Source organism: Sphingobium xenophagum, from assembly GCF_031457465.1.
Classification (GTDB): Bacteria; Pseudomonadota; Alphaproteobacteria; order Sphingomonadales; family Sphingomonadaceae; genus Sphingobium; species Sphingobium xenophagum_A.
This window is the reverse complement of sequence record NZ_JAVDWV010000010.1, coordinates 173,622-196,392: the sequence shown is the minus strand read 5'-3', so window position 1 is coordinate 196,392 and position 22,771 is coordinate 173,622. Positions and strand designations below refer to the sequence as shown.

At 56.6% G+C, this 22,771-nt stretch carries 11 protein-coding genes; 9 read left to right on the top strand and 2 right to left on the bottom strand.

Features of this window, described 5'->3' with window-relative positions:
- Positions 1-160: 160 nt before the first annotated feature.
- The 9 genes from J2W40_RS12400 to J2W40_RS12360 all read left to right on the top strand — a co-directional run bounded on the left by J2W40_RS12400 (position 161) and on the right by J2W40_RS12360 (position 18,165).
- Entirely contained in the window at positions 161-4,219 is a 4,059-nt protein-coding gene (locus J2W40_RS12400; protein WP_310225173.1) for a hypothetical protein, read from the top strand.
- On the top strand, positions 4,212-4,475 hold the full coding sequence (locus J2W40_RS12395; RefSeq protein WP_310225171.1) for a hypothetical protein: 264 nt from the start codon (positions 4,212-4,214) through the stop codon (positions 4,473-4,475). The genes J2W40_RS12400 and J2W40_RS12395 overlap by 8 nt, the downstream gene beginning before the upstream one ends.
- Complete coding sequence (locus J2W40_RS12390; protein ID WP_310225169.1) at positions 4,468-8,190, top strand: glycosyltransferase family protein; 3,723 nt, start codon at positions 4,468-4,470, stop codon at positions 8,188-8,190. The genes J2W40_RS12395 and J2W40_RS12390 overlap by 8 nt, the downstream gene beginning before the upstream one ends.
- A gap of 22 nt (positions 8,191-8,212) precedes the next feature.
- Positions 8,213-9,238 (top strand): CgeB family protein, encoded by a 1,026-nt coding sequence (locus tag J2W40_RS20650; RefSeq protein WP_310225168.1) that lies wholly within the window; start codon positions 8,213-8,215, stop codon positions 9,236-9,238.
- 45 nt (positions 9,239-9,283) lie between these two features.
- Positions 9,284-10,075 carry a methyltransferase domain-containing protein gene (locus J2W40_RS12380; protein ID WP_310225166.1) on the top strand — a complete coding sequence of 264 codons (792 nt, stop codon included), beginning with the start codon at positions 9,284-9,286 and terminating at the stop codon, positions 10,073-10,075.
- A 346-nt stretch (positions 10,076-10,421) separates the two neighbouring features.
- On the top strand, positions 10,422-13,757 hold the full coding sequence (locus J2W40_RS12375) for a glycosyltransferase (protein WP_310225164.1): 3,336 nt from the start codon (positions 10,422-10,424) through the stop codon (positions 13,755-13,757).
- 234 nt (positions 13,758-13,991) lie between these two features.
- The gene (locus tag J2W40_RS12370) at positions 13,992-14,813 is read left to right on the top strand and encodes a glycosyltransferase family 2 protein (protein WP_310225163.1); all 822 of its coding nucleotides are present in this window, start codon (positions 13,992-13,994) and stop codon (positions 14,811-14,813) included.
- Positions 14,767-17,106, top strand: coding sequence for a hypothetical protein (locus J2W40_RS12365; RefSeq protein WP_310225161.1), 2,340 nt, complete (start codon positions 14,767-14,769; stop codon positions 17,104-17,106). Before J2W40_RS12370 ends, J2W40_RS12365 begins: the two co-directional genes overlap by 47 nt.
- A gap of 135 nt (positions 17,107-17,241) precedes the next feature.
- Positions 17,242-18,165, top strand: coding sequence for a hypothetical protein (locus J2W40_RS12360; RefSeq protein ID WP_310225159.1), 924 nt, complete (start codon positions 17,242-17,244; stop codon positions 18,163-18,165).
- Between the two features lie 154 nt (positions 18,166-18,319).
- On the opposite strand, the gene rpoC is transcribed toward J2W40_RS12360, so the two are convergent.
- Together rpoC and J2W40_RS12350 are read right to left on the bottom strand one after the other, a co-directional pair.
- Positions 18,320-22,576, bottom strand: a complete 4,257-nt coding sequence (gene rpoC / locus J2W40_RS12355) for a DNA-directed RNA polymerase subunit beta' (protein WP_310225157.1) — start codon at positions 22,574-22,576, stop codon at positions 18,320-18,322.
- Positions 22,573-22,770: a hypothetical protein gene (locus J2W40_RS12350; RefSeq protein ID WP_310225154.1), complete on the bottom strand. Its 198-nt coding sequence runs from the start codon at positions 22,768-22,770 to the stop codon at positions 22,573-22,575. Before J2W40_RS12350 ends, rpoC begins: the two co-directional genes overlap by 4 nt.
- Position 22,771 lies beyond the last annotated feature (1 nt).

The following is a 22,771-nucleotide window of genomic DNA, read 5'->3' as shown; positions in this document are numbered from 1 at the left end:
CATTGACAGGAAGGGTCTGCCGGTCAGAGATGTGGCGACCAAGGCAAATAGGGGTAGGCTTTAGGTGAACGATACAGTTTCGACTAAGGATGCTAACGCGACGAACAAGCAACCGTCACGAGGACGCTCTGTCGCTGCGCCGCAACAGCAGGCCCAACCTATGAGCATGGATACGAAGCGGACCGCCGTGCTGGTGGTGGCCATGCATCGTTCCGGCACTAGCGCCCTCTCCCGCGCCCTGAACCTGCTTGGGTGTGATATGCCGCCCAAATTAATAGGGGCCGACCAATGGAATTCGCCCGGCTATTGGGAATCGAAGCCGATAAAAGACTTGAATGAAGAAATGCTCGTTTCGGGAGGCTCGGAATGGTGCGAATGGCAGGAATTTAATCCGGATTGGTTCCGCTCCTCTGCCATGCAGCGATTCCGCGATCGCGCCATTGATCTGATGCAAAGTGAATTCGGCGAGTCGCCACTTTTTGTGTTCAAGGACCCGCGTCTATGCGTCTTGATGCCTTTTTGGCGTACGATTTTTGAGCAATTGGATATTGAGCCGGTCGCGATTCATACATTGCGCAACCCCGTGGAGGTTGCTCGCTCGCTGGAACGGCGTAACAAATTTCTAATGTCGCGCGGCGTCTTCATGTGGCTGCGTTACATGCTCGACGGAGAACGCGCCACGCGCGGCATGCGCCGCTTTTTCACCAGCTATGACGAATTGCTGGAGGATACCAGCGGCTTTATCAATCGTTCGGAAGAAGCGCTTGGACTATATTGGCCGCGTAATTCTGATAAAGCACGACGTGAATTGGCGAATTTCTTGAATGATAATATGCGCCATCATAAAGATAGCGCAAAATCGCTTCGAGCGCTTAGCTATGGTGGGAAGTGGGCTGAAACTTGCTTCACTGTTTTTAGCGATTTTGCTGCTAATGGAGAAAATGAAGCGGGTCGGGCAATATTGGACTCGGTTCGGAGTGAATTTAATGTTGCCGGACATGCTTTTGCTTCCATAGCGAAAGACAATGACGAGCGTTTTGCGCGGGTCGCTGAGATTCAACAGGAACGCGATGAAATCAAATCGCGTCAGATCGAAATTGAGAAGCAGGCCGAGTCTTCGAAGGCCGAACTGGATGCCTTGCAGCGGGCGAAGGCCGAACTGGAACAGCGCGAACGGGCAACTCAGGGCGAACGCGATGCGCTGCTGGCCGAAAAACAGGCGTTGGCAGCCACGCTGGCCCAAACCAGTCAGGATTTTGACACGCTAAAGGCCAGCCATGCCGAGATTGAGGCGAAGGCGAAGGCTGCCGAGCAAAAAGCCCATGCTATTCAGCAAGCCAAAATCGCCTTGGAGGAGCGCCATCTCGCTACGCAAAAGGAGCGCAATGGCCTAAGGGAAGATCGCGCCAGACTGGAGGCTGAGCAGGCGGAGGCGGTCGCTCAGCAGAATGCACTGGCGGCTGAAAAGCAGGTGTTGGAAGCCACGTTGGCTGAAATCAGTGCGGACCGCGATGCGCTTAAGGCGCAGGGCGCAGACATCGAAGCCAAGGCGGCAGCCGCACTGGAACGGGCGGATTCGATCCAGCGGGCCAAAACCGCTTTGGAGGAACGCCACCTCGCCACGCAGAAGGAGCGCGATGCCTTAAGGGAGGTGCGCGTTCGGCTTGAATCCGAGCAGGCGGAGGCCGCCAAGCAACAGGCTGCGCTTGCCGCAGAGAAGCAAGCGCTGGCGGCTATGCTGGCCGAAACCAGCGAGGACCGCGATGCGCTGAAAGCGCTCCATGCCGAAGTTGAAGCCCAAGCAGCCGCCGCACTGGAACGGGCTGGAGCGATCCAGCGCGCAAAGACAGCTTTGGAAGAGCGCCATCTCGCCACGCAGAAAGAGCGGGACACCCTAAGAGAAGTCCGCGCCCGACTGGAATCAGAGCAAGCAGCGGCCGCCGAGCAGAATGAAGCGCTTGCCGCCGAAAAGCTGGCGCTGGAGCAAGCCGTTGCGGAGGTGCAAGACAAGCAGAATGCGTTGGTCACCAGCCAGAGCGAACTGGAAACCCAACTCGCCGCAGCCCGGCAACAGGCCGAATCGGTCCAGCGAGCCAAAACCGCTTTGGAGGAGCGCCATCTTGCCACGCAGAAAGAGCGGGACGCTTTAAGAGAAACGCGCGCGCGACTGGAAGCGGAGCAAGCCGCCGCCGTCGAGCAGAATGCCGCGCTTACCGCCGAAAAGCAGGCGCTGGAGCAGGCTGTCGCACAGGCGCATGAGAAGCAAAATGAACTGGCCGCCAGTCAGAGCGAACTCGAAGCTCAACTCGCTGCCGCGCGGCAACAGGCGGATTCGGTCCAGCGGGCTAAAACCGCTTTGGAGGAACGTCATCTTGCCACGCAGAAGGAGCGGGATGCCTTAAGAGAAGCGCGCGCGCGACTGGAAGCGGATCAGGCAGCGGCGGCTGAGCAGAATGCAGCGCTCGCGGCTGAAAAGCTCGCGCTCGAAGCCGCCGTTGCCGCGGCGCAAGATAAGCAGGCGGAACTGTTTTCCGCCCAGGCCGAACTCGAAACCCAACTCGCTGCTGCGCAACAGCAGGCTGAACAAGGTCGGGAAGAAGCGCGTGTCTTGGAAGAGCAGTATCTCGCCGCTCAGCAGGAGCGCGATTCGCTTCGCGAAGAGCGCGGCATGCTCGCGACCGAGAAGGCCGAGGCATTGCAGCATGTCGCTGCGCTGGAGGCGCAGGCGCTCGCCCTCGAACAGGCCATGGCCGATGCCCGGCAGCAGCGCGACGCGCTCAGCGCGGCGAACAGCGCGCTTGAAGCGGATGTGGGGACGCAGTCCCAGCGCGCTCAGGCTCTGGAACAGGCGCAGGCCGCACTGGAGCGAGATTTTCACGCCGCCCGGCAGGAACGGGATGCGGCACGGGCGGCGCTTGCCGAGCGCAACCAAATGGTTGACTCGCTGCATCGGGCGATGGCGGCAAAGGACGAGGCGATCGCAAGCCGCGATCAGGACTTGGCCAGTTTGACCCAAGCGCTGTCGGAGACGGAACAGGCCGTCGCCGACAGCCAGATGAAGGTGAACCAGACCGAGCAGGTCGCCCGTGAATGGGAAGATCGTTCGCACCAGTTGGACGAACAGCTCAAAACGCTGCGCGCCGCCAATGAAGCGGAAATCGCCGATTTGCAAAACCGCCTGGCGCAGACCGAGAGCGCTTTGCGTCAGCGTCAGCTTGAAACGGAGCAGGCGGCCGAAGCTCTGTTGGCTGCAAGCAAACAGGCGCATGAGGACAGATACGCGCATGCCGAAGCGTGCGCCCTTCTTGAACGGGAACTGACGGAGGTACGTCAGAAACTGAAAGGCCTGGAAAGGACGCACGCCGCATTGGAAGCGGATCTGGGGCAGCGTTTCGATGAGCTATCCATTTTGACGTCCGAGCTTGCTCAGCGCGAAATGGAATTGGAAGATGCCGTTAATTCAGGCGTTAAAACGCAGTCGGACCTCAATACGATAAAACGGATCGCCGGTGAACGGGAGGCCCGCATACGGCAACTTCAGAGCACGTTGGATGAACGCCAGAGAGAGGTGAACGAGCGCCAGGTCCGTGTGGTGCAATTGCAAAAGAGCATGGATGAACAGGCGCGACTTCTGGCCGATGGGCAAGCCCGTCATAGCGAAGCGCAGGACGTCATTGAGCAGCAGAAACGACTGATTGATGATACGCAGGCGGATGCTGCGCGCACGGCGGCTGAAGTCGACCGTCTGAGGAAAGCGCTGGACGAGGGCGCGGAGCGATTGGCGCATGCCACCAGCGACAGCGGCCAGGCACGCAGTGCGCTTCAAAAGGCTATGGAGGATATGCAACGGCAAAAAGAAATGTTGCGTGCTACCGTTATGGCCAACAAATCCGAACTTGCAGCGCGCGATGAGCGAGCCAACGCTCTTGGTCGGCGTCTTTATCAGCAGTTTATGGCAACATTGGAGGCGGCGGTTTCACAGGCGGTCTTGCCATTCCCGTCTCTCACCCGAAAAATGACCCTTGAACGCCAGCGGCGTATCATCATGGATCGTGCCGCCTTTGATGCGGAATGGTATCTGGCTGCCAACCCCGATGTCCAGCAGGCAAATATAGATCCGGTAGACCATTTCCTGACTTATGGCCTGTCGGAAGGACGGGCGCCCAATGCTGCCATTGAAGAACTGCGTCTTGCGGCGTCTGCTTCACCGAATGATTGATCCTGCCTATCTGAGCAACGGATCGCAGACAGGGATCAGGGATTTTTCGCGTTTGATCTGTTTATTCACTGGCTGGAGCAGCCCTGTGATCAAACGAGAGGTGCTGAAGACGCCGGTCGGGCATGTCGGGGTCGGCGGCGTGGTGCATGAGCTTCGCATGAAGCAGGCATATTCCCCTGCCTTGAAGGGCGAGGGGATGTATAGTCAAATAAGATATTTAGGAACGTTCGTCGAAAATGGAATTAATCATGAATGATAAAAATGTCATTGGAAGCATTGATTCCATAGAAGGCGGAATAATATCAGGCTGGGTAAAGCGTGAAAATCGGGATATTCCGTTTCTCATTGATGCTTTTATAAATGGCGAAGTGATTGCCACAGGGGTAGTCGCTGATAATTTCCGGGAAGATGTTAAGGCTGCTGGATTTGGTGATGGGGCTTATGGATTTGCCATACCCTTCGAATCGGACTCCGCTTCTGGGCCGGTGATGGTCGCCATTCGGGAATCGGGTTTTACAGAGGCTTTGATCAGCCGGACATTCTACATCCCCTATGCAGAAGCCGACGAGATCTTCCATAATGCTGTGCGATTTCGTCAAATATTGGAAAAAACAGGTCTGTGGCAGTCCGCGCCGCTAACGGATGCGGAACAGCAGGACGCTATCAGCGATCCTGCGCGCCTTTGTTTCGACCCCGTATTTTTTTCGTCCATCTGGCCAGGCTATCGCAGTTCGGATTCTGTTGAACAGGGTCTTGAAATCTTCCGGCAACTATCGACCACTGGCACGTTGCAGCCAAACCTGCTTTTTGCAGAGGCTTGGTACAGGCGGCAGAATAAAGCCGCTGCTCAAGCTTTAATCTGTGGGCATGACCGCAGCGGACTCGACCATTTCCTTCGGTCTGGCTTGCGATCCGGCTTCTCACCGACCGACCGGATATCATCTCCGATCGTGCCGACGCCGTCCATAAATGGCGACTTGCCCAATCTGGTCATGGACTGGCTGGATGGGCCAAGCGATGTGGTGCCGGCTCATCTGGAATTTCACCTTCCAGGCGCAGATCAGGTTTCCGACCGATCCCAACTGGCACAAGCGTTCAAGAATGCGGCCAGTATCACTCCACCAGTGAAGCCCGGCACTATCCTGTCGACGGCGCTTCAACGATGGTTGGATGGCAAAGACCTGGTGATCATCAATAGCAATACCCATACCAGGAATATCCATATAACGCGGGCCATTTTAAATGATGCCATAGATTTGATTGGGAAGGAGCATGTCCATCTCGCTTCTTATCATAATGTGGTAAAAATTTGCGCTAAACTCCAAAATCCCGTTCTAATTTGTATAGATGGCCAGAGGTTAAATTCTGACATTATAAAATTTGCTATAAGCTATTGTTCAAGTGCAATGCTATGGACATTTGACGATCCATATAATCTAAACCTGCATTTGAAGACGGCTGATCTGTTTGATCTCATCTGTACCAATGATCTCTTTTCGCTGCCTTCCTATGGCGAAAAGGGTTTTTATCTCCCGCTCGGCGCATCGACGGAACTGCTCAAAGCGCCCATGCCGGAAGATGAACAATTTGATATTTTCTTCTGTGGAACCGCATGGCCGAACCGGATTGTTCTGATCAACCGGCTGATGCGTGATCGGCCTAATCTCCGCTTCAAAATTGCACTCACATATAATCCTGCAGTGCCCCTGTTGCCATTGACGGGGTCGACCAGTTCCTATGTTCAATCTCTTTCCTTCGCGGATTTCATCGAATATGCGCGCCGCAGTCGCATAACGCTGTCCTTGCACCGCAACTTCTCCGGTACGGACGCATTTGGCGTATCGACAAATCCAGGTCCGCGGGTTTTTGAGATCGGGGCGGCGGGTGCCTATCAGATTTCGGAAAATGGCGGCGATGGCTTCCATGCCCTGTTCCCATCCGATCTCCTCTCCTATTATGACGATTATGATGAGCTTTTGCGCCTGATAGACGCGGCATTGGCCGACACGGCAGGGCGGCGTGAGGCGGCATTGCGACTGCGCAATCGCGTCGCCGAGTTGCATAGCTATCAGCATCGGCTCGTAACGATCTTGGAACAGTTGATGCGGATCGACGCGCAGCGCCCAGCACCAGTCGCGGTTCCACAGCCTGCCCGCCCCAAGCTACTCTATGTGGTGCATAATATTATCAGGAAGCCCGGCTTCGGTGGCTTGGAGGTGCATCAGGACATTCTCGCGCAGAATCTTCGGAATCATTACGATATCTATTTCTTTTATTGCGAATCCCTTGAAGGTGGGAGCCGCAGGGGCATTCTTACCGACAGCGAATATGAACCTATCGAAGTAAGTCGCGCTACTTTTGGGATAAGTCATAATAATCTGGAAAATCCAGAACTGGAAAAATTCTTCGGGTCCTGCTTGGCGCAATATGAGTTCAGCATGATCCACTTTTTCCATTTTATAAATCAAACGCCGTCATTGGCCTATATCGCGCAAAGCTATGGTGTCCCATACGGTATTTCATTCCATGATTTTTATACGATGTGCCGCCAACATATCCTGATAGATCATAAGGGAAATTATTGTAAAAATGATCGGATGAAGCTTTCTGATTGTGACATATGTTTGTTGAATTCCTATGAATTTCCTATTCTTAGTCAGCTAGCCCGGCGGGACTATTATGGCGATGTCATCGCCAACGCTGGTACTTTGATGTTCGTATCCGGTGCCGCCAAGGGCATTCACGAAGGGGTTTATCCGCAGACGGCGCTTGCCGGGAGCGCTAGGGTTCATGGCGCGCCGATCCCCAATTCCAAATGGACGTTGATGCGTCAGTCAAATCGGAACGTGCAGGACGCTGGCGATCGGCCGACGCGATTCATGATTTTGGGGAATTTCGATGATCATAAAGGCGCGAAATATCTGCTGGACGCTATCAACGCCTGTAAACCGATTGATGCTGAATTTCACTTCCACGGTGGCATAAACGAGAAGGTGCAGGAGCGTTTCGCTACCAAGCTGGGCGCGCGCGCTCATTTTCACGGACGCTATAGTCCCGGCGAGGTCGATATCGCGCAATATGACTTTTCGCTGCACCTTTCGGTCTGGCCCGAAACCTATTGCCAGACCTTGTCAGAGGCTTGGGCAGCGCGCGTGGTGCCGATCGTCACGGATATCGGGGCGCTTGGTCAACGGGTCGAACATGGGGTCAATGGGTATAAGGTCGACCCTGAACGACCCGCGACGCTGGGTGCGCTTCTGGTTTCGATCGCTGACGATCGGGCCTCCTATCTGGCCTTGCGCGATACAATTACAGACGCGCTTTTTCTCGATCAGGAACAGCATGCCACGCTCTATCATGAGGCATATCAGCAGGTTTTAAGCCGTTCCATCGCGCCGCGTCAAAACAAGCCGATGGATGTGCCAGCGGTTGGCGTAACCATGGACGTGCTCCAGCGGAGGCGGCGGACGCCCTTCTGGAACAAGGGCAAAGGCCCTCATTCAGCCAATCGTGAAGTCGTACCTAATGCAGCGTTGATATCGCAACTAGGCCGTTTGCGGCCTTTTCACGGAACGATTGAGGCGGCCGAAGGTGCGTTGGATCAGGTCGGCAAGACGCAGGTGGTCGACCTTCCCGAAGGTCCGATTGAAATCAAAAATGCGCAACCGTTGGAATTACATGGCTGGGTACGACGCCAATCCATGCCCAAGCAGCAACCTGTTGCCATATTGAAGACTCAACAGGGGATATTTCTCCATTCCCTTGCGGTCGAGGAGCGCGGCGATGTCGGTACGGCTTTTGCCGACTCCTATGCTCAATATTGGGGAATGGCCGGTGAGATCCGCCTTCTCACGCCTGACGCTATGATTACCGGCGTCGTGGACGTCAGCCTGGGCTGGCTCGATGCGGAAGCGGCTATTGTCAGGACAGGCGGCAACTCCGTTCAGGTCGTTGCCAAATTTGGCGGCTGAACAAAAATCTGTGGGAATATCAATGACAAAGCTACGGATAATTTTCAGCACATCGCTCTTTGAGAGTAAGCTGAACGAGCATATCTACAAGGAAATCGCGGCTGTTCTGCGTGAGACTTGCATCGTCGATGTCTTTCATCCTGATCGTCTGATCCAGCGGCCTGATTTCTCCGGTTATGACCTGCTTCTTTATCTTGGTTCATCCATCTCGGAGCATGTCCCCCTCAACACCATGGCTGCGATGGCGAAGATTGCGGGGATTCCGTCGGTTTTCTGGGCAACGGATGATCCTTATGAATTTGACGCGCGCTATCGCGCCAACGATTTCGACGTATATTTTTCGAATGATCGCAACGCGGCTGCTCATTTCCTTGAACGGAGCCATGTCTATCATTTGCCACTGGCGGCAGCAAAAAGCGATTTCCGGCCGGTCACGCCGCTTGATACGCGCCAGTTAGGAATGTTTTTCTGCGGCTATCCCTATAATAATCGCAAGAGGATCATATCCGATCTATTGTCCTATCCGCGTTTCAGTCGCAACGACTTGGTAGTGATGGGGCCAAGCTGGGATATTGTTGGCCTGCAAAATCTTGCTGGCGACAGCAGTCATGATCAGGTCATAGATTATTATTCGGCTGTGCAACTTGTACTTAATATTGGCCGGACCTATGATATTTCGAACGATTACCGCAAACTGGTTGCCACCACACCTGGACCACGCACTTTCGAATGCGCACTGGCCGGAACGCCGCAGATTTATTTCATCAATTCTTTGGAGATAGAGGATTACTACGTTCGTGACCGTGAAATGATTCTGGTGGAGAGCGTCGAGGAAGCCGTGGAGCGCTTTCGATGGATTCGCGATCATCCAGAGGCATGGTTGGATATGGCCCAGGCAGCGCAGGCGCGGACCCAACGGGACCATCTCTATGCGAACCGGATTCGCAGCATTTTCGACCGATTGTCCGACATCGGCATTCTCACGAAAGAAGAATCCGGCATCGGCGCGCAGCTCAGGCGGCGTCTCCATAATCTGACCGGCGCATGACGACGGCCGCACTCCCCTGCATCGCGCTCTTAAAAGGAGATCATTGTGCCATATAAGGACGAGGATGTTGCCTATTGGATGACGAAGGAGCCGACCGATCTGGCCCATCGTGTTGCAACGCTGCACAAGATGCGTCGCGCGCAAAGCGAAGAATTGCCGCGAATTAAGGTTGCAACCGTCCGCAAGGCTGTAGCCGACCTCTACGTCAAGGGATATGGTGTGGAAGTTGGGGCCGGCCCCAGACCCTTCCCGATCCCCGCACATGCACGTTGCGTCTATGGCGACATTCGCGATGGCGAGTCGTTAAAGGATTATTTCGCGCGAGATGCAGTACCTCTGCCTGAACATATTAATGCACAAGATTTTGCAGGTGTACCCGACAATAGATTCGACTTTGTAATTTCAGCCCACGTCATCGAACATCTGGAAGATCCGATCGGATCAATCTATCATGCGATGAGAGTATTGGTGCCGGGCGGTATCCATATCCTGTCAGTACCTGATCTACGCCATACATTCGATAGGAAGCGCTCCCCTACAACATTGGATCATTTAGTCGCCGATTGGCGTGATGGCGGAAAGTCCACGCGACTGGAGGGGTATGCCGAGTTCATAAGGGATGTCGCTGTTCCAGTATTTGGTCATAAATTCAAGGAAGAAGAGATATTACCAGAAGCGATCCGCTTATCTGAAAAGAATTTTGATATACATTTTCACGCTTGGACGGATGTTTCCTTTTTAGAAATGCTTTCACATGTGAAATATGATATCGGATTTGAAGTTTTGGGTTATACATCTATTGGTAATGAGAATATTTTCGTGCTTAGAAAGAGATAGTATTTTTGGTGCCATATGAGGGGGATATTTTCTGACTTATTTGCGCGCCTAGCCAAATTTATTTCCTTTTGAGCTGAGCAATCATTCCCGCTCATACACGCTGTCTGCCGCCGGGCATGGCCGATCCATAGGTGCTGCAATGCAGTTTAAAATTATTTTATTCTAATTGTAACACTGCGAGCGGCGAACCAATCTTGCGATTTTTGCACTTGCTTTGTTGCGCTTGCGTAGTCAGGCTCAAACTGCTGTGAAGCCGCTTCCTGCGAAAAGCGGGGTGGTCGGGCGCGTGACGGGAGAGGGGCCGAAGCGGCGGTTTCAAGTCTTACGGGGATGTGAGGGGACTTCGGTGCAGAATGTGAAACTGGCAAAAGCGGTGTCCGCTGAGGATGTCGCTCGGATCAAGCAGTCGGGTCTGTTCGATGAGGAATGGTATCTGCGTACCTATCCGGATGTCAGCATTTTGCAGATGGACCCGGTCGAACATTATCTTTGGCTTGGTGCGCGGCTGAAGCGCGATCCGTCGCCCCATTTCAGCACGACCGCCTATCTGGAGGTCAACCCCGACGTTCGTGATGCGGGCGCGAATCCGCTTACCCATTATGCCAAGAATGGACAGCGCGAAGGGCGCAAGATCGCCCCGCGTCGCCGTGCGGCTGATCCGGCCGCCTGGCGAGAGGGCGCGATCGAGGTCATCGACAGCGCGCCTTCGGTGCTGCTGTGCGCGCATGAGGTTAATCCGCAGATGTTCGGTGGCGAACGCAGCTTCATCGACATGCTCGACGCGCTCGCGCAGATGAAGCTCAACGTCTATGTGGCTGTCCCGCGCGAAGGCAATCCCGACTATATCGAGCTGTTGCGGCAGAAAAGCTGCGGCCTCTATTCCTTCCCTTATTTCCAGTGGACGAAGAATCGCGGGCCCGACGAAACCTCGATCGAGGATTTCATCCACATCATCGAACAGCGCAATATCAGCCTCGTCTATTGCAACACCATCGTCCTGGTCGACCCGCTGATCGCCGCGCGCCGCGCCGGTCGCTTGACCGCGATCCATGCGCGCGAACTGATCGACCATGACGAGCATCTGTGCGACCGCATGGGGATGGACGCGGCCGGGATCATCAAGCGCATCCTGCAACAGACCGACTATGTCATCGCCAATTCCGCCGCGACGCAAAAACTGTTCGCGCACAGCCGTCGCAGCTTCCACGTCCCCAATGTCGCCAAGGTCGACTCGCTCGACATGCCCAATGTCGTGGGCGAACATGTGGTGTTCGGCATCGTCAGCTCCAACATCCCCAAAAAGGGCATCGCCGATTTCGTGGAGGTCGCGCGTCGGGCGGAGGAATTGGTGCCCAACGCCCGCTTCCGCGTCATCGGCCCGGAAAATGCCTATGTCGAGGAACTGAAAGACGCCGGGCTGCCCGGCAATCTGGAATTTGCGGGCTATGCCGACAGCCCGGCCGAGGCGATGGCGCAGCTCAATGTCGTGATGGCGCTTTCCCACTTCGCCGAATCCTTCGGCCGTACCGTGGCCGAGGCGCAGGCCGCGCGCCGTCCGGTGATCGGCTATCGCTGGGGCGCGGTCCCCGAACTGATCGACGACGGCCAGACCGGCTTCCTGGTCGGTTACAAGGATGTCGAGGCGGTGGTCGCGCGCGTCAATACGTTGTGCAAGGACCCTGGCCTGATCGCGACCATGGGCGACGCCGGGCGTGAAAAGATCATCCGCCAATTCTCGCCAGTGGTGCTGCGCAACAATCTGCGCCACGCGCTGTCCGCGATCCTGGCGGAGGAAATCCCGCTGCGCGACGATGAGACGCGCCGCCTCACCATCATCGTGCCGGTCTATAATGCGCCCGAAGCGGTCGAGCGCTGCCTGACCTCGGTGTTGGCCAAGACCGATCTCACCCGCGACCGCGTGTTGATGATCAATGATGGCAGCAGCAACGAACTGGTGCAGCCCCTGCTGGATCGCTTCGCCCGTCATCCCGGCTTCCATCTGCTCGTGAACCCGCAGAATATGGGCTATACCCGCACCATCAATCGCGGCATCCGCTGGGCGGAGGGTGACGATATCCTGCTGCTCAACAGCGATACGATCGTCCATGACGGCTGGATCGAAGGCATGCGCAAGATTGCCTTCGGCACGCCGAAGGCGGGCACGGTCACGGCCATGGGCGACAATTCGGGCAGCTTTTCCTTCCCGGTCGCCAATATCGTCAACGCCAAGCCCGATGATATGAGCCATGACGACTGGGCCAAGCGGATCATTGCCTTCACCCAGGTCTCCGAGCCGATCGACGTGCCCACCGGCAATGGCTTCTGCCTCTATATCCGCCGCGACCTGATGGACCATATCGGCCTGTTCGACGAAGAGACGTTCCCGCGCGGCTATGGCGAGGAAAATGATTTCTGCATGCGGACGATGAAGGCCGGGTGGAAGAATTTCATCACCCCCCACGCCTATGTCTTCCATCAGCGTACCGCCAGCTTCGGCGGCGAAAAGGACGGCCTCATCAAGAGCGCCATGGAGATCGTCCATAAACGCTATCCCGACTATGCCCGCCGGGTCAATTCCGCCTTCGGGTCTGGCCGGATGAAGGCATTGCGGGCGCTGTCGGCCAAGGCGTTCGAAGGCGGCTCCGTGCCGACGCTGCCTGCCTGGCGTACCGCGCCGGTCGGCGAACCGATCGCGCATAAAGGCTATCGCGCTGGCCCGGAAAAGCGCTTCCTGTCGCTCAACCAGATGGTGATCGACTGGCACAGCGTTCGCGGTCAGGCGCCGCAGCGCGATCCCGACCTCGTCTCGATCATCGTGTGCGTTTTCAATCAATATTCGCTGACCAACAAATGCCTCAACGCGCTGGTCCGCCATTGCGGCCGGGTGAAGGTCGAGATCATCATGGTCAATAATGGCAGTGACGAGGAAACGTCGGGCCTGCTCGACAGTTGGGCGGAGCGGGACGGGCGGGTCACCGTCATCCATAATTTTGACAATCTCAACTTCTCGCTCGGCAACAATGTCGGCTTTGCCGCGTCGCAGGGCGCGCGGGTCGTCTTCCTCAATAATGATACCGAAGTGCAGGCCGGCTGGATGGAGCCGCTGCTCGCTCCGCTCGCCGACCCCGAAGTCAAGGGGACGCAGCCCAAATTGCTCTACCCTGACGGTCGCCTCCAGTGCATGGGCGTGGTCTTTTCCGGCAAGACGGCGCTTGGCTATCCCATCTATGTCGATGAAGCCGCCGATTCCCCGCTGGTAAAGGACAATCGCCGCTTCCGTGCCATCACCGGCGCCTGTTTCGCGATGCGCGCTACCGATTTCGCGGCGGTGGGCGGCTTCGATCCGGTCTTCATCAACGGGCAGGAAGATATCGACCTCTGCTATCGCGTCGGCCATGGGGCCAATGTGTTCGAATATGTGGCGGGTTCCACCGTCATCCATCATGAAGGCCGCACCAAGGGCCGCGGTCGCTTCATCACCCACAACCGCCACAGCTACGCCGCCCGCTGGGGCAACGCCTTTCCCGGCGACGATGTCGATCATTACACCAAGGACGGCTTCACCGTCGCCGAATATCAGATCGACCGCCCGGAACTAGATGAGACGGGCATTGCCTGCTGGCGGGCGAGGATTGAAGTTGCCGCGCCTGCTGACCAGGAAAACACCGTGCAGGCGGGCTAGCCGGGATTGCTCACATCGTGGGTTATGATCGGCTTGAAATGAAAAATGCCGCAGGGTATCGCGGTCGCAGATGAAACGAAATTCATGCGGCATGAGGCAACTTTCTTCTGGTCCATGATTTCAAGGATGGCACGGGATATCGCGGAGACATATCAGGCGGCAAATGCTGGCTGTTCAGCGACCATCCGAAGAATGAATATTTGAAAGGATTTGGCGGTGAAAGTTGCATGCCTGATGATGCAGAAGAATGAAGAAGATCTTCTTGGTCCATGGATACAATATCATAGCGAACTGTTTGGCGCTGAAAATTTATATGTCTACGATAATGGATCGACATCCCCGATCATATCGGAAATCCTGGCCGACGCCCAAGCCAAAGGGGTGAACGTCTATCTTGAATATTCCCAAAAATCGGATTTCGAAGGCAAGGGTGATATTCTGGCGGATAAAATCCAGCAGCTAGACAAGCTGAAATCATACGATTTTTTCTTTCCGCTCGATTGTGATGAATTTGTAGGTGTGATGGGGGATGATCGGAAGCCTTCGTTCCGCAAGCAGGATATTTTCGAGGAGTTGGAGGAATTGAAAGGGTCCAAGCGCGTCCTGTTCATCAGCATGGGCTTCGACAATCATCCCGAAAAGCACGGATTTTTTCGTCTATCGACTGATGTCAAGAAGACCTTCTTCGCCGCAAATAGCTGCAAGTCGCTGGATATCGGCTATCACGACGGGAAATCGGTGCATAGCAACGATCGTCGGCACACGCGGTTTGTTTATGCACATTATCACTCGAAACCTTTTGAGATCGTGCAGCGGCATACGAAGGAGAAGCTTGCGGGTCGGATCGAGAATTTTAGCGAGGATAGCCTGAAAAAATACAAGGAGGCGCGGGGTAAGGGGCACCACCTGGTACGCTTCCTTCTCTATCCCGATGCTCAGGCGTATCACGACTCGTTCAAGACCGAACTTTATACGGAGCTAAAGTCCTTCACAAAGGCGATGAAGGCTTATGGCATTCCGCTTCCATTTCAGGAGAAAAATTCTGTCGAAGTATGAGGACGCTGCTCCGGTGATTGATCTTTGGTTTGGCGATTATCCCCAGGGCTTCGGTCATCCAAACATCCGGGCTTCCACGAGATATGGCCCTGGAAAGGTGGCTGGCTGGGAGGGCAGTGGCAAGCGAAATAACCGCTTCCGGGACTATGGCGGCGTCCGGTATCCCGGCTTCGTTCTGTCGTTTACCCCCGCAACGCTCGTTGTAGACGTGCCTGCGGGCCAGTATAAATGCACCTTGGTCTGTGGTGATACGGATTTTGAAGATCATCGCACAGTCGTGCACGTCGAGGGTACAGACACTCCAATACCTTTGATCAAAGGCCGACGCTTTGAATTTACGGTAACGGAATTCGGGGCGGTTGCGGGTCAAAATGGTCTGCGATTGTCTTTTGATTCGCCAAATAATAACTGGATTATCAACCACTTGCGCGTCGAACCGGCGGTGGAAGAAGTTGCTGTCACTCAGTATATTTCCTATCCAGACGCTTGGCCGTCTTTCGATGAATCCACCCTCGAATTTTCCCGCCTTCACAAAATGGCGTTGGCCTGTGCGGAAAAGGATGCGCCTCTCAACCCCACCGGTCGATCGCGTGCCGATTATCTCGATGGTGTTCGCGGCATCGTTGGCTTTTTTGGGGCGTTGCAGGCCCCCGGTGGAGCCATAATAGATCCGAACAAGAAAGAAGAATTTCAATACTCTACCCCGGCCTATGCCTATTGCTCCAGCCTTTTGCTGGCGGAAGGGAATGATCCTGATATTAAGGGTTCGGCAATTCGGGCTATTGATTGGTCAATTTCCACCTTCTGTCAGGGGAAAGCTGCCACCAAACATGAAGATTTCTTTCCTTTCTTTCTCGGCCAGGCGTTGCGGCTCATTGAGCCATTTGTCGATGCCAGCCAGATGGAGGGGTGGAAGCAGCAATTGCGCGATACCAATCCTTTCCGCCTTTATCGCCACAAAATTGGTGGTCGCGATGGGCCGGGATCGAATTGGAACTGCAAGGCCTCGGCGGGAGAATATCTTTTCTACGCTGCAGGTATTCGCGACAATCTTGATTTCGTCGAGACCTCGCTATCCATGCAAGGCCGCTTCTTCAACAACCCCTTCGGCCTCTATACCGAAGGGCCGTCGGTCTACGACATCTTCCCGCGTTGCTGGTTGGGTGAGATGTTGTACCGGGGGTATGACGGTCCCTTCGCTAAAAAGCTGGAAACTGCGCTACGCCTGGGGCAACTGACCAGCCTCTTCCTCCAAATGCCAAATGGCGCACTTTATTCAGGTGGGCGCAGCTCGCATCATCTGTGGGGTGATGCGTTGCAAGCCTTATGCTTCGAAGCCGCATGTCGCCATATGGTGGATGATCCCGCACAACATGCACTGGCCGGTGTATTCAAACGTGCGGCCCGTCGCGCTTATGGGGCCGTCGATGCCTGTCGCTTGCCCAGCGGAGAGTTTTCCGTCGTGCGCAATCGCGCACCCTATTCCCAGCAGCATGGCTATGAACGCTACTCATCCCATTCCCAATATAATCTGCTTTTGGGGGCCATATTGGGATTGGCTTATGAGGCTGCGGCGACATCGGAAGGCTTACAGGAAAGAGCCACTCCAGCAGAGGCTGGCCGCTACGTGTTGGAACTCCCCCATCCTTTCAATAGGGTGATCGCCAATTGCGATGGCGCAGCCGTGAATATCGCCTTGGCGCGCGGACCGGGCCAATTCCCGGTCGGGCTTCAGGTTGCCGAAATGGCAGAGGTACCATTTGAGACCTGCTTGCTGGATGGCGCCTTGGCGGACGCAGCCTTTTTGGTGCCCGAAAAGCCTGCTGTTTCGCTTGGGACTGGCTTGAGTTGGCGTGAAGGGGAGAATTGGCTGTCCTTGGCCTCCGCGTCCCAACATATCTCCCACGGTGTTTTTCTGCAGCAGGTCGAAGAGGCAGATGCGATCGCCTTCGGTATCGCCTATCGTGATGTTGAAGACCAGACGGTCATCATTGAAAATTATGAAATTCGAGCTGGCGAAATTCGCATCGACTATTCTGACTCCCCGGTGATCAAAAGCCATGATGTGCGGCTCCAATGGAATCTGCTGGAGTCCGATGGTGCCAATCCTGTTACCGTGAAAATTGATCAGGGCATGGTTTGTTCGCTGAAAGGGGACAAGGGGCTTACCTTTCACTTGCCCCAGGCGGCAGAGATCAAATTGTCGGAGGAGCGCTTCGGTACTCGAAATGGATTTGCGCGAACAGTGATCGTAGAAACACCGTCTCCTTGGTTGCTCATCCAAGGGTACTGACCGTCGCTTCGTCCCTTAACCGCTTTTCTGGAAGCCAAGCGCTTTTGCTATCATCGCCACGGGATCATTTGCGCGTTCATGCGTTGATCAGGCGGCATGGAGCATCTCCTGCATTAAATTGTATAAGGAGGGCACATGGCCACACATATGCGGCGTTGTCTGATGGTAGCGGGCGTGGCGTGTTCTGTTCCCGCCATTGGATCTTCTGGACCCACGACCCGCCTCAAGGTTGATTTCGACCAAGGGCAGGCCATGCGGGCCAAGGGGTCGACCGTGATCGACGATGCGCGAAACGGCGTCGATTTTCGCGCGACCATGGATCAAGATACGCGCGCCGACACGCGCGGAACGAACCTGCCGCAAATCGTAGCGACCGGCTGCAAAAGTCCACCTTCCTGCCTAAGGGTGTCGCTCGATCCCAGCCGTAAGGGCGCGCAGAAGAATAAGATAATGTATAGTTTCTGGTCGCATTATCGTCCGCTCCCAGGCGGCGAGAATGGTCGCATGCGTGTCGGTGATGGTAAAACCACGAAAATCAGCTTCAACATGAAGCTCGGCCCAGAATATGACACGCCGCTATCGCAGATGCTTCACTTCCAAGTCTATCAATCCAACAAAATGGATGGAGGTGCCAAGCCTGGTGTGACCGAACCCGGTGGGCCGATCGTGTCGTTGAGGATTGTTCCTGCATCGCGCCGCCGCAATAAGTCGCCCGATGTTGAGGAGTTCATCGTTGCAGTCCGTAGCCCGGAGGCAGGGCGGCTCATTCATTTTGATGAGCGCGATAAAGGCGTCCTCTATCGCGGGGAGGTGCGCAAAGGGACTTGGAATAACTTTGCCTTGGTGCTTGAATCTGGGCGCTCCAACAAGCGCATAGGCGGCCGGGTGGGTTTTTGGCTTAATGGTCGAAAATGTTTCGATAAATCGGTGGCTTGGGGTTTCAACCCCGCCATTTACCCTTCCAATCCCAATCTCGGCGTCGAACTCGGCAGCTACCGCTCCGCCGATGCCAAGGGGCACCAGACCGTCTATTTCGACGATGTGACCATCGACCGCTGATCGGTCAGGGCAGGGGACTCCCATCCCTGCCACACCCCACGAAAAAGCCCGCCGAAGCGTCAAACGCTGCGGCGGGCTTTTTCGTAGGCGCTCAAGGCACCGTCAGCGCCGGAGCCACAGCCTGAACGGCATGTGGCCCCAACACCCTATCGGATCACTCCGCGTCCTGCGTGGTAAAGTCTTCACCCTGCACGGCACCCAGCGGATCGTCGCCGATCGCCGCTTCCGGTCCCTGGCGCAGTTCGGCGGCATGTTCGGCCGCCGCCGTCTTGGGCGCGATCAGGTCGATCTGGCTGGCGGCCCGCAGCGAGGCGCGCATCGCCGCGTCACGCGACGAAGCGGCAACCCGCATCCGGTTCATGCCAGCGCCCGTACCCGCCGGGATCAGGCGGCCGACGATGACATTTTCCTTCAGACCAATGAGCGTGTCCTTCTTCCCCTGAACCGCTGCCTCGGTGAGGACGCGGGTGGTTTCCTGGAACGACGCAGCCGAGATGAACGAACGGGTCTGCAGCGACGCCTTGGTGATGCCGAGCAGCACGGGCTTGCCGGCGGCAGGCAGGAAGCCCGGTGCCAGCTTGCTGTTGATCTCGTCCATTTCCTCGCGGTCGACCTGTTCGCCCACCAGCAAGGTGGTGTCGCCGGACTCGATGATCTCGACCTTCTGCAGCATCTGACGAACGATCGTCTCGATATGCTTGTCGTTGATCTTCACGCCCTGCAGACGATAGACTTCCTGGATTTCGGCGACCAGATATTCTGCCAGCGGCTCGATGCCGAGCACTTCGAGAATATCATGCGGATCGGGCGAACCGCCGATCAGATTGTCGCCGCGCTTGACGAAATCGCCTTCCTGGACGTCGATCACCTTGCTCTTGGGGATCAGATATTCGACCGGCTCGCCGCCATCCTCAGGATTGATGGCGATCTTGCGCTTCGCCTTGTAATCCTTGAGGAACTGGACGCGGCCCGACACCTTGGCGATGATGGCGTTGTCCTTGGGCTTGCGCGCTTCGAACAGCTCCGCCACGCGCGGCAGACCGCCCGTGATGTCGCGGGTCTTGGCGGCTTCGCGGCTGACACGCGCCAGCACGTCACCAGCCGACACGGTGGCACCATCCTCGACCGACAAGGTCGCACCGACCGCCAGCATATAGCGGGCCGCTTCCCCCGAACCATCGTCCAGCAGGGTCAGGCGCGGACGCAGATCCTCCTTGGTGCGCGCGGCACCACGATGCTCGGTGACGACGCGCTGGGCGATGCCCGTCGCTTCGTCGGTCTGTTCGGCCAGCGTCTTGCCGTCGATCAGGTCGACATACTTCACGATACCCGGACGCTCGGTGATCACCGGCATGGTGAACGGGTCCCACTCGGCAAAGCGATCGCCCTTCTTGATCGTGTCGCCATCTGCAAACAGGATGGTGGCACCATAAGGCAGGCGATGGGTTTCGCGTTCGCGCCCTTCGCTGTCGATGATCGCGATCTCGCCGTTGCGGGCGAGGCTCAGGCGACGGCCCTGCTTGTCGGTGATGGTCGGCATGTCACGCAGTTCGATCGTGCCGTCCGCCATCGATTCCAGGTTCGACGTTTCGTTAAAGTTCGCCGCGCCGCCGATGTGGAAGGTCCGCATGGTCAGCTGCGTACCCGGTTCGCCGATGGACTGCGCCGCAATGACGCCGACCGCTTCGCCGATATTGACCGGGGTGCCGCGGGCAAGGTCACGACCATAGCATTTGCCACAGACGCCCATCTTGCTCTCGCAGATCAGCGGGCTGCGGATCTTCACCGCCTGCGTGCCGATCGCTTCGATCTGCACGATCAGCGCTTCGTCGAGCAGCGTGCCGATCGGCACGATGACCGAACCATCCTTGGTGTCGATGATATCCTCGGCCGTGGTGCGGCCCAGGATACGCTCGCCAAGCGATGCGATGACCGAACCGCCCTGGACGATCGCCTTCATCTCCAGCGCCTTTTCGGTGCCGCAATCTTCCTCGACGATCGTGCAATCCTGGCTGACATCGACCAGACGGCGGGTCAGGTAACCTGAGTTCGCCGTCTTGAGCGCGGTGTCGGCCAGACCCTTGCGGGCGCCGTGGGTGGAGTTGAAATATTCAAGGACGGTCAGGCCTTCCTTGAAGTTCGAGATGATCGGCGTTTCGATGATCTCGCCCGACGGCTTGGCCATCAGGCCGCGCATACCGGCCAGCTGCTTCATCTGCGCCTGGCTACCACGCGCACCGGAGTGCGCCATCATGTAGATCGAGTTGATCTGTGCCAGACGGCCCGTCTTGGGGTCCTTGGGCTGGGCGCGGATCTCGTCCATCATGGCGTTCGCCACCTTGTCGCCGCACTGCGACCAGGCATCGATCACCTTGTTATACTTTTCCTGCTGGGTGATCAGGCCGTCCTGATATTGCTGCTCATAGTCGGCAACCAGCGCCTTGGTTTCGGCGACGGTGCCTTCCTTCGAGTCCGGAATGACCATGTCGTCCTTGCCGAACGAAATGCCCGCCTGGAACGCATGCTTGAAGCCCAGCGCCATGATGGCGTCGGCGAACAGCACCGTGTCCTTTTGGCCGGTGTGACGATAGACCTCGTCGATCACGTCGCCCACATCCTTCTTGGTGAGCAGGCGGTTGACGACGTCGAACGGCACCTTGTGCGCCTTGGGCAGACATTCGCCCAGCAACATGCGGCCCGGCGTCGTCTCATAGCGCTTGAGGTAGCTGTTGCCGGCCTCGTCGGTCTGCGGCACGCGGCTGATGATCTTGCTGTGCAGGGTCACGGCCTTGGCAAACAGCGCCTGATGCACTTCCTGCATGTCGGCGAGCAGCATGCCTTCGCCCGGCTCGCCTTCGCGTTCCATCGACAGATAATAGATGCCCAGCACCATGTCCTGCGACGGCACGATGATCGGCTTGCCGTTCGCTGGCGACAGGATGTTGTTGGTCGACATCATCAGCACGCGCGCTTCCAGCTGCGCTTCGAGCGACAGCGGAACGTGGACGGCCATCTGATCGCCATCAAAGTCGGCGTTGAAGGCCGAGCAGACCAGCGGGTGAAGCTGGATCGCCTTACCCTCGATCAGCACGGGTTCGAACGCCTGGATGCCCAGACGGTGAAGCGTCGGCGCGCGGTTCAGCATCACGGGATGCTCGCGGATCACCTCGTCCAGGATGTCCCAGACTTCCTTGCGCTCCTTTTCGACCCACTTCTTGGCCTGCTTCAGGGTCATGGAAAGACCCTTGGCATCCAGACGCGCGTAGATGAACGGCTTGAACAGTTCGAGCGCCATCTTCTTAGGGAGACCGCACTGATGCAGCTTCAGCTCAGGACCGGTCACGATGACCGAACGACCCGAATAGTCGACGCGCTTGCCGAGCAGGTTCTGACGGAAGCGGCCCTGCTTGCCCTTGAGCATGTCGGACAGCGACTTGAGCGGACGCTTGTTGGCGCCGGTGATGACGCGGCCGCGACGGCCATTGTCGAACAGGGCGTCGACCGCTTCCTGCAACATGCGCTTTTCGTTGCGGACGATGATGTCCGGCGCACGCAGCTCCATCAGGCGCTTCAAGCGGTTGTTGCGGTTGATCACGCGGCGATAGAGATCGTTGAGATCCGACGTCGCGAACCGGCCACCGTCCAGCGGCACCAGCGGGCGCAGCTCTGGCGGGATCACAGGAACGACGTCCAGAATCATCCATTCGGGACGGTTGCCCGATTCCAGGAAGCTCTCGACGACCTTCAGGCGCTTGATGATCTTCTTGGGCTTCAGCTCCGACTTGGTCGTCGCCAGCTCTTCGAGCAGGATCTTCTTCTCGCCCTCAAGGTCGAGATCCATCAGCATGATCTTGACCGCTTCCGCGCCGATCCCGGCGGTGAAGGCGTCCTCGCCATATTGGTCCTGGGCGTCGAGCAGTTCGTCTTCGTTCAGAAGCTGATATTTTTCCAGCGGGGTCAGGCCCGGCTCAGTGACGATATAGCTTTCGAAATAGAGGACGCGCTCCAGCTGCTTCAACTGCATGTCGAGCAGCAGGCCGATGCGCGAAGGCAGCGATTTCAGGAACCAGATATGCGCAACCGGCGCGGCCAGTTCGATATGGCCCATGCGCTCGCGGCGCACCTTGCTCACCGTGACTTCGACACCGCACTTTTCGCAGACGATGCCCTTATATTTCATGCGCTTATACTTGCCGCACAGGCATTCATAATCCTTGATCGGACCAAAGATGCGCGCGCAGAACAGGCCATCGCGTTCGGGCTTGAACGTGCGATAGTTGATGGTTTCGGGCTTCTTAATCTCGCCGAAGGACCAGGACCGGATGCGCTCTGGCGAGGCAAGGCCGATCTGGATCTGGTCGAACGTCTCGGTCTTGGCGACCGGATTGGCGAAGTTGGTCAGTTCATTCATTTCTTCGATCCCTTATAGGGTGAATTTCGTGTGCGGGTGCGATTGAAGATTGTGATGGCGATAATGAAGGGGATTGCAGCAAGCACATTGCCCCAGTCGAAATAGCCATCACCACCCAAATCACGCACCACGACAGTCAAAATACACAGGACAACCGCTACCAACCGTAACCCCCATCTCTGTGTATTCGTCATC

Excerpts from the sequence above, each read along its gene's own strand:
- rpoC (WP_310225157.1), bottom strand. The coding sequence starts at position 22,576 with ATGAATGAACTGACCAACTTCGCCAATCCGGTCGCCAAGACCGAGACG.
- J2W40_RS20650 (WP_310225168.1), top strand. The coding sequence starts at position 8,213 with ATGACAAAGCTACGGATAATTTTCAGCACATCGCTCTTTGAGAGTAAG.
- J2W40_RS12390 (WP_310225169.1), top strand. The coding sequence starts at position 4,468 with ATGAATGATAAAAATGTCATTGGAAGCATTGATTCCATAGAAGGCGGA.
- J2W40_RS12370 (WP_310225163.1), top strand. The coding sequence starts at position 13,992 with ATGATGCAGAAGAATGAAGAAGATCTTCTTGGTCCATGGATACAATAT.
- J2W40_RS12360 (WP_310225159.1), top strand. The coding sequence starts at position 17,242 with ATGGCCACACATATGCGGCGTTGTCTGATGGTAGCGGGCGTGGCGTGT.
- J2W40_RS12400 (WP_310225173.1), top strand. The coding sequence starts at position 161 with ATGAGCATGGATACGAAGCGGACCGCCGTGCTGGTGGTGGCCATGCAT.
- J2W40_RS12395 (WP_310225171.1), top strand. The coding sequence starts at position 4,212 with ATGATTGATCCTGCCTATCTGAGCAACGGATCGCAGACAGGGATCAGG.
- J2W40_RS12365 (WP_310225161.1), top strand. The coding sequence starts at position 14,767 with ATGGCATTCCGCTTCCATTTCAGGAGAAAAATTCTGTCGAAGTATGAG.
- J2W40_RS12350 (WP_310225154.1), bottom strand. The coding sequence starts at position 22,770 with ATGACGAATACACAGAGATGGGGGTTACGGTTGGTAGCGGTTGTCCTG.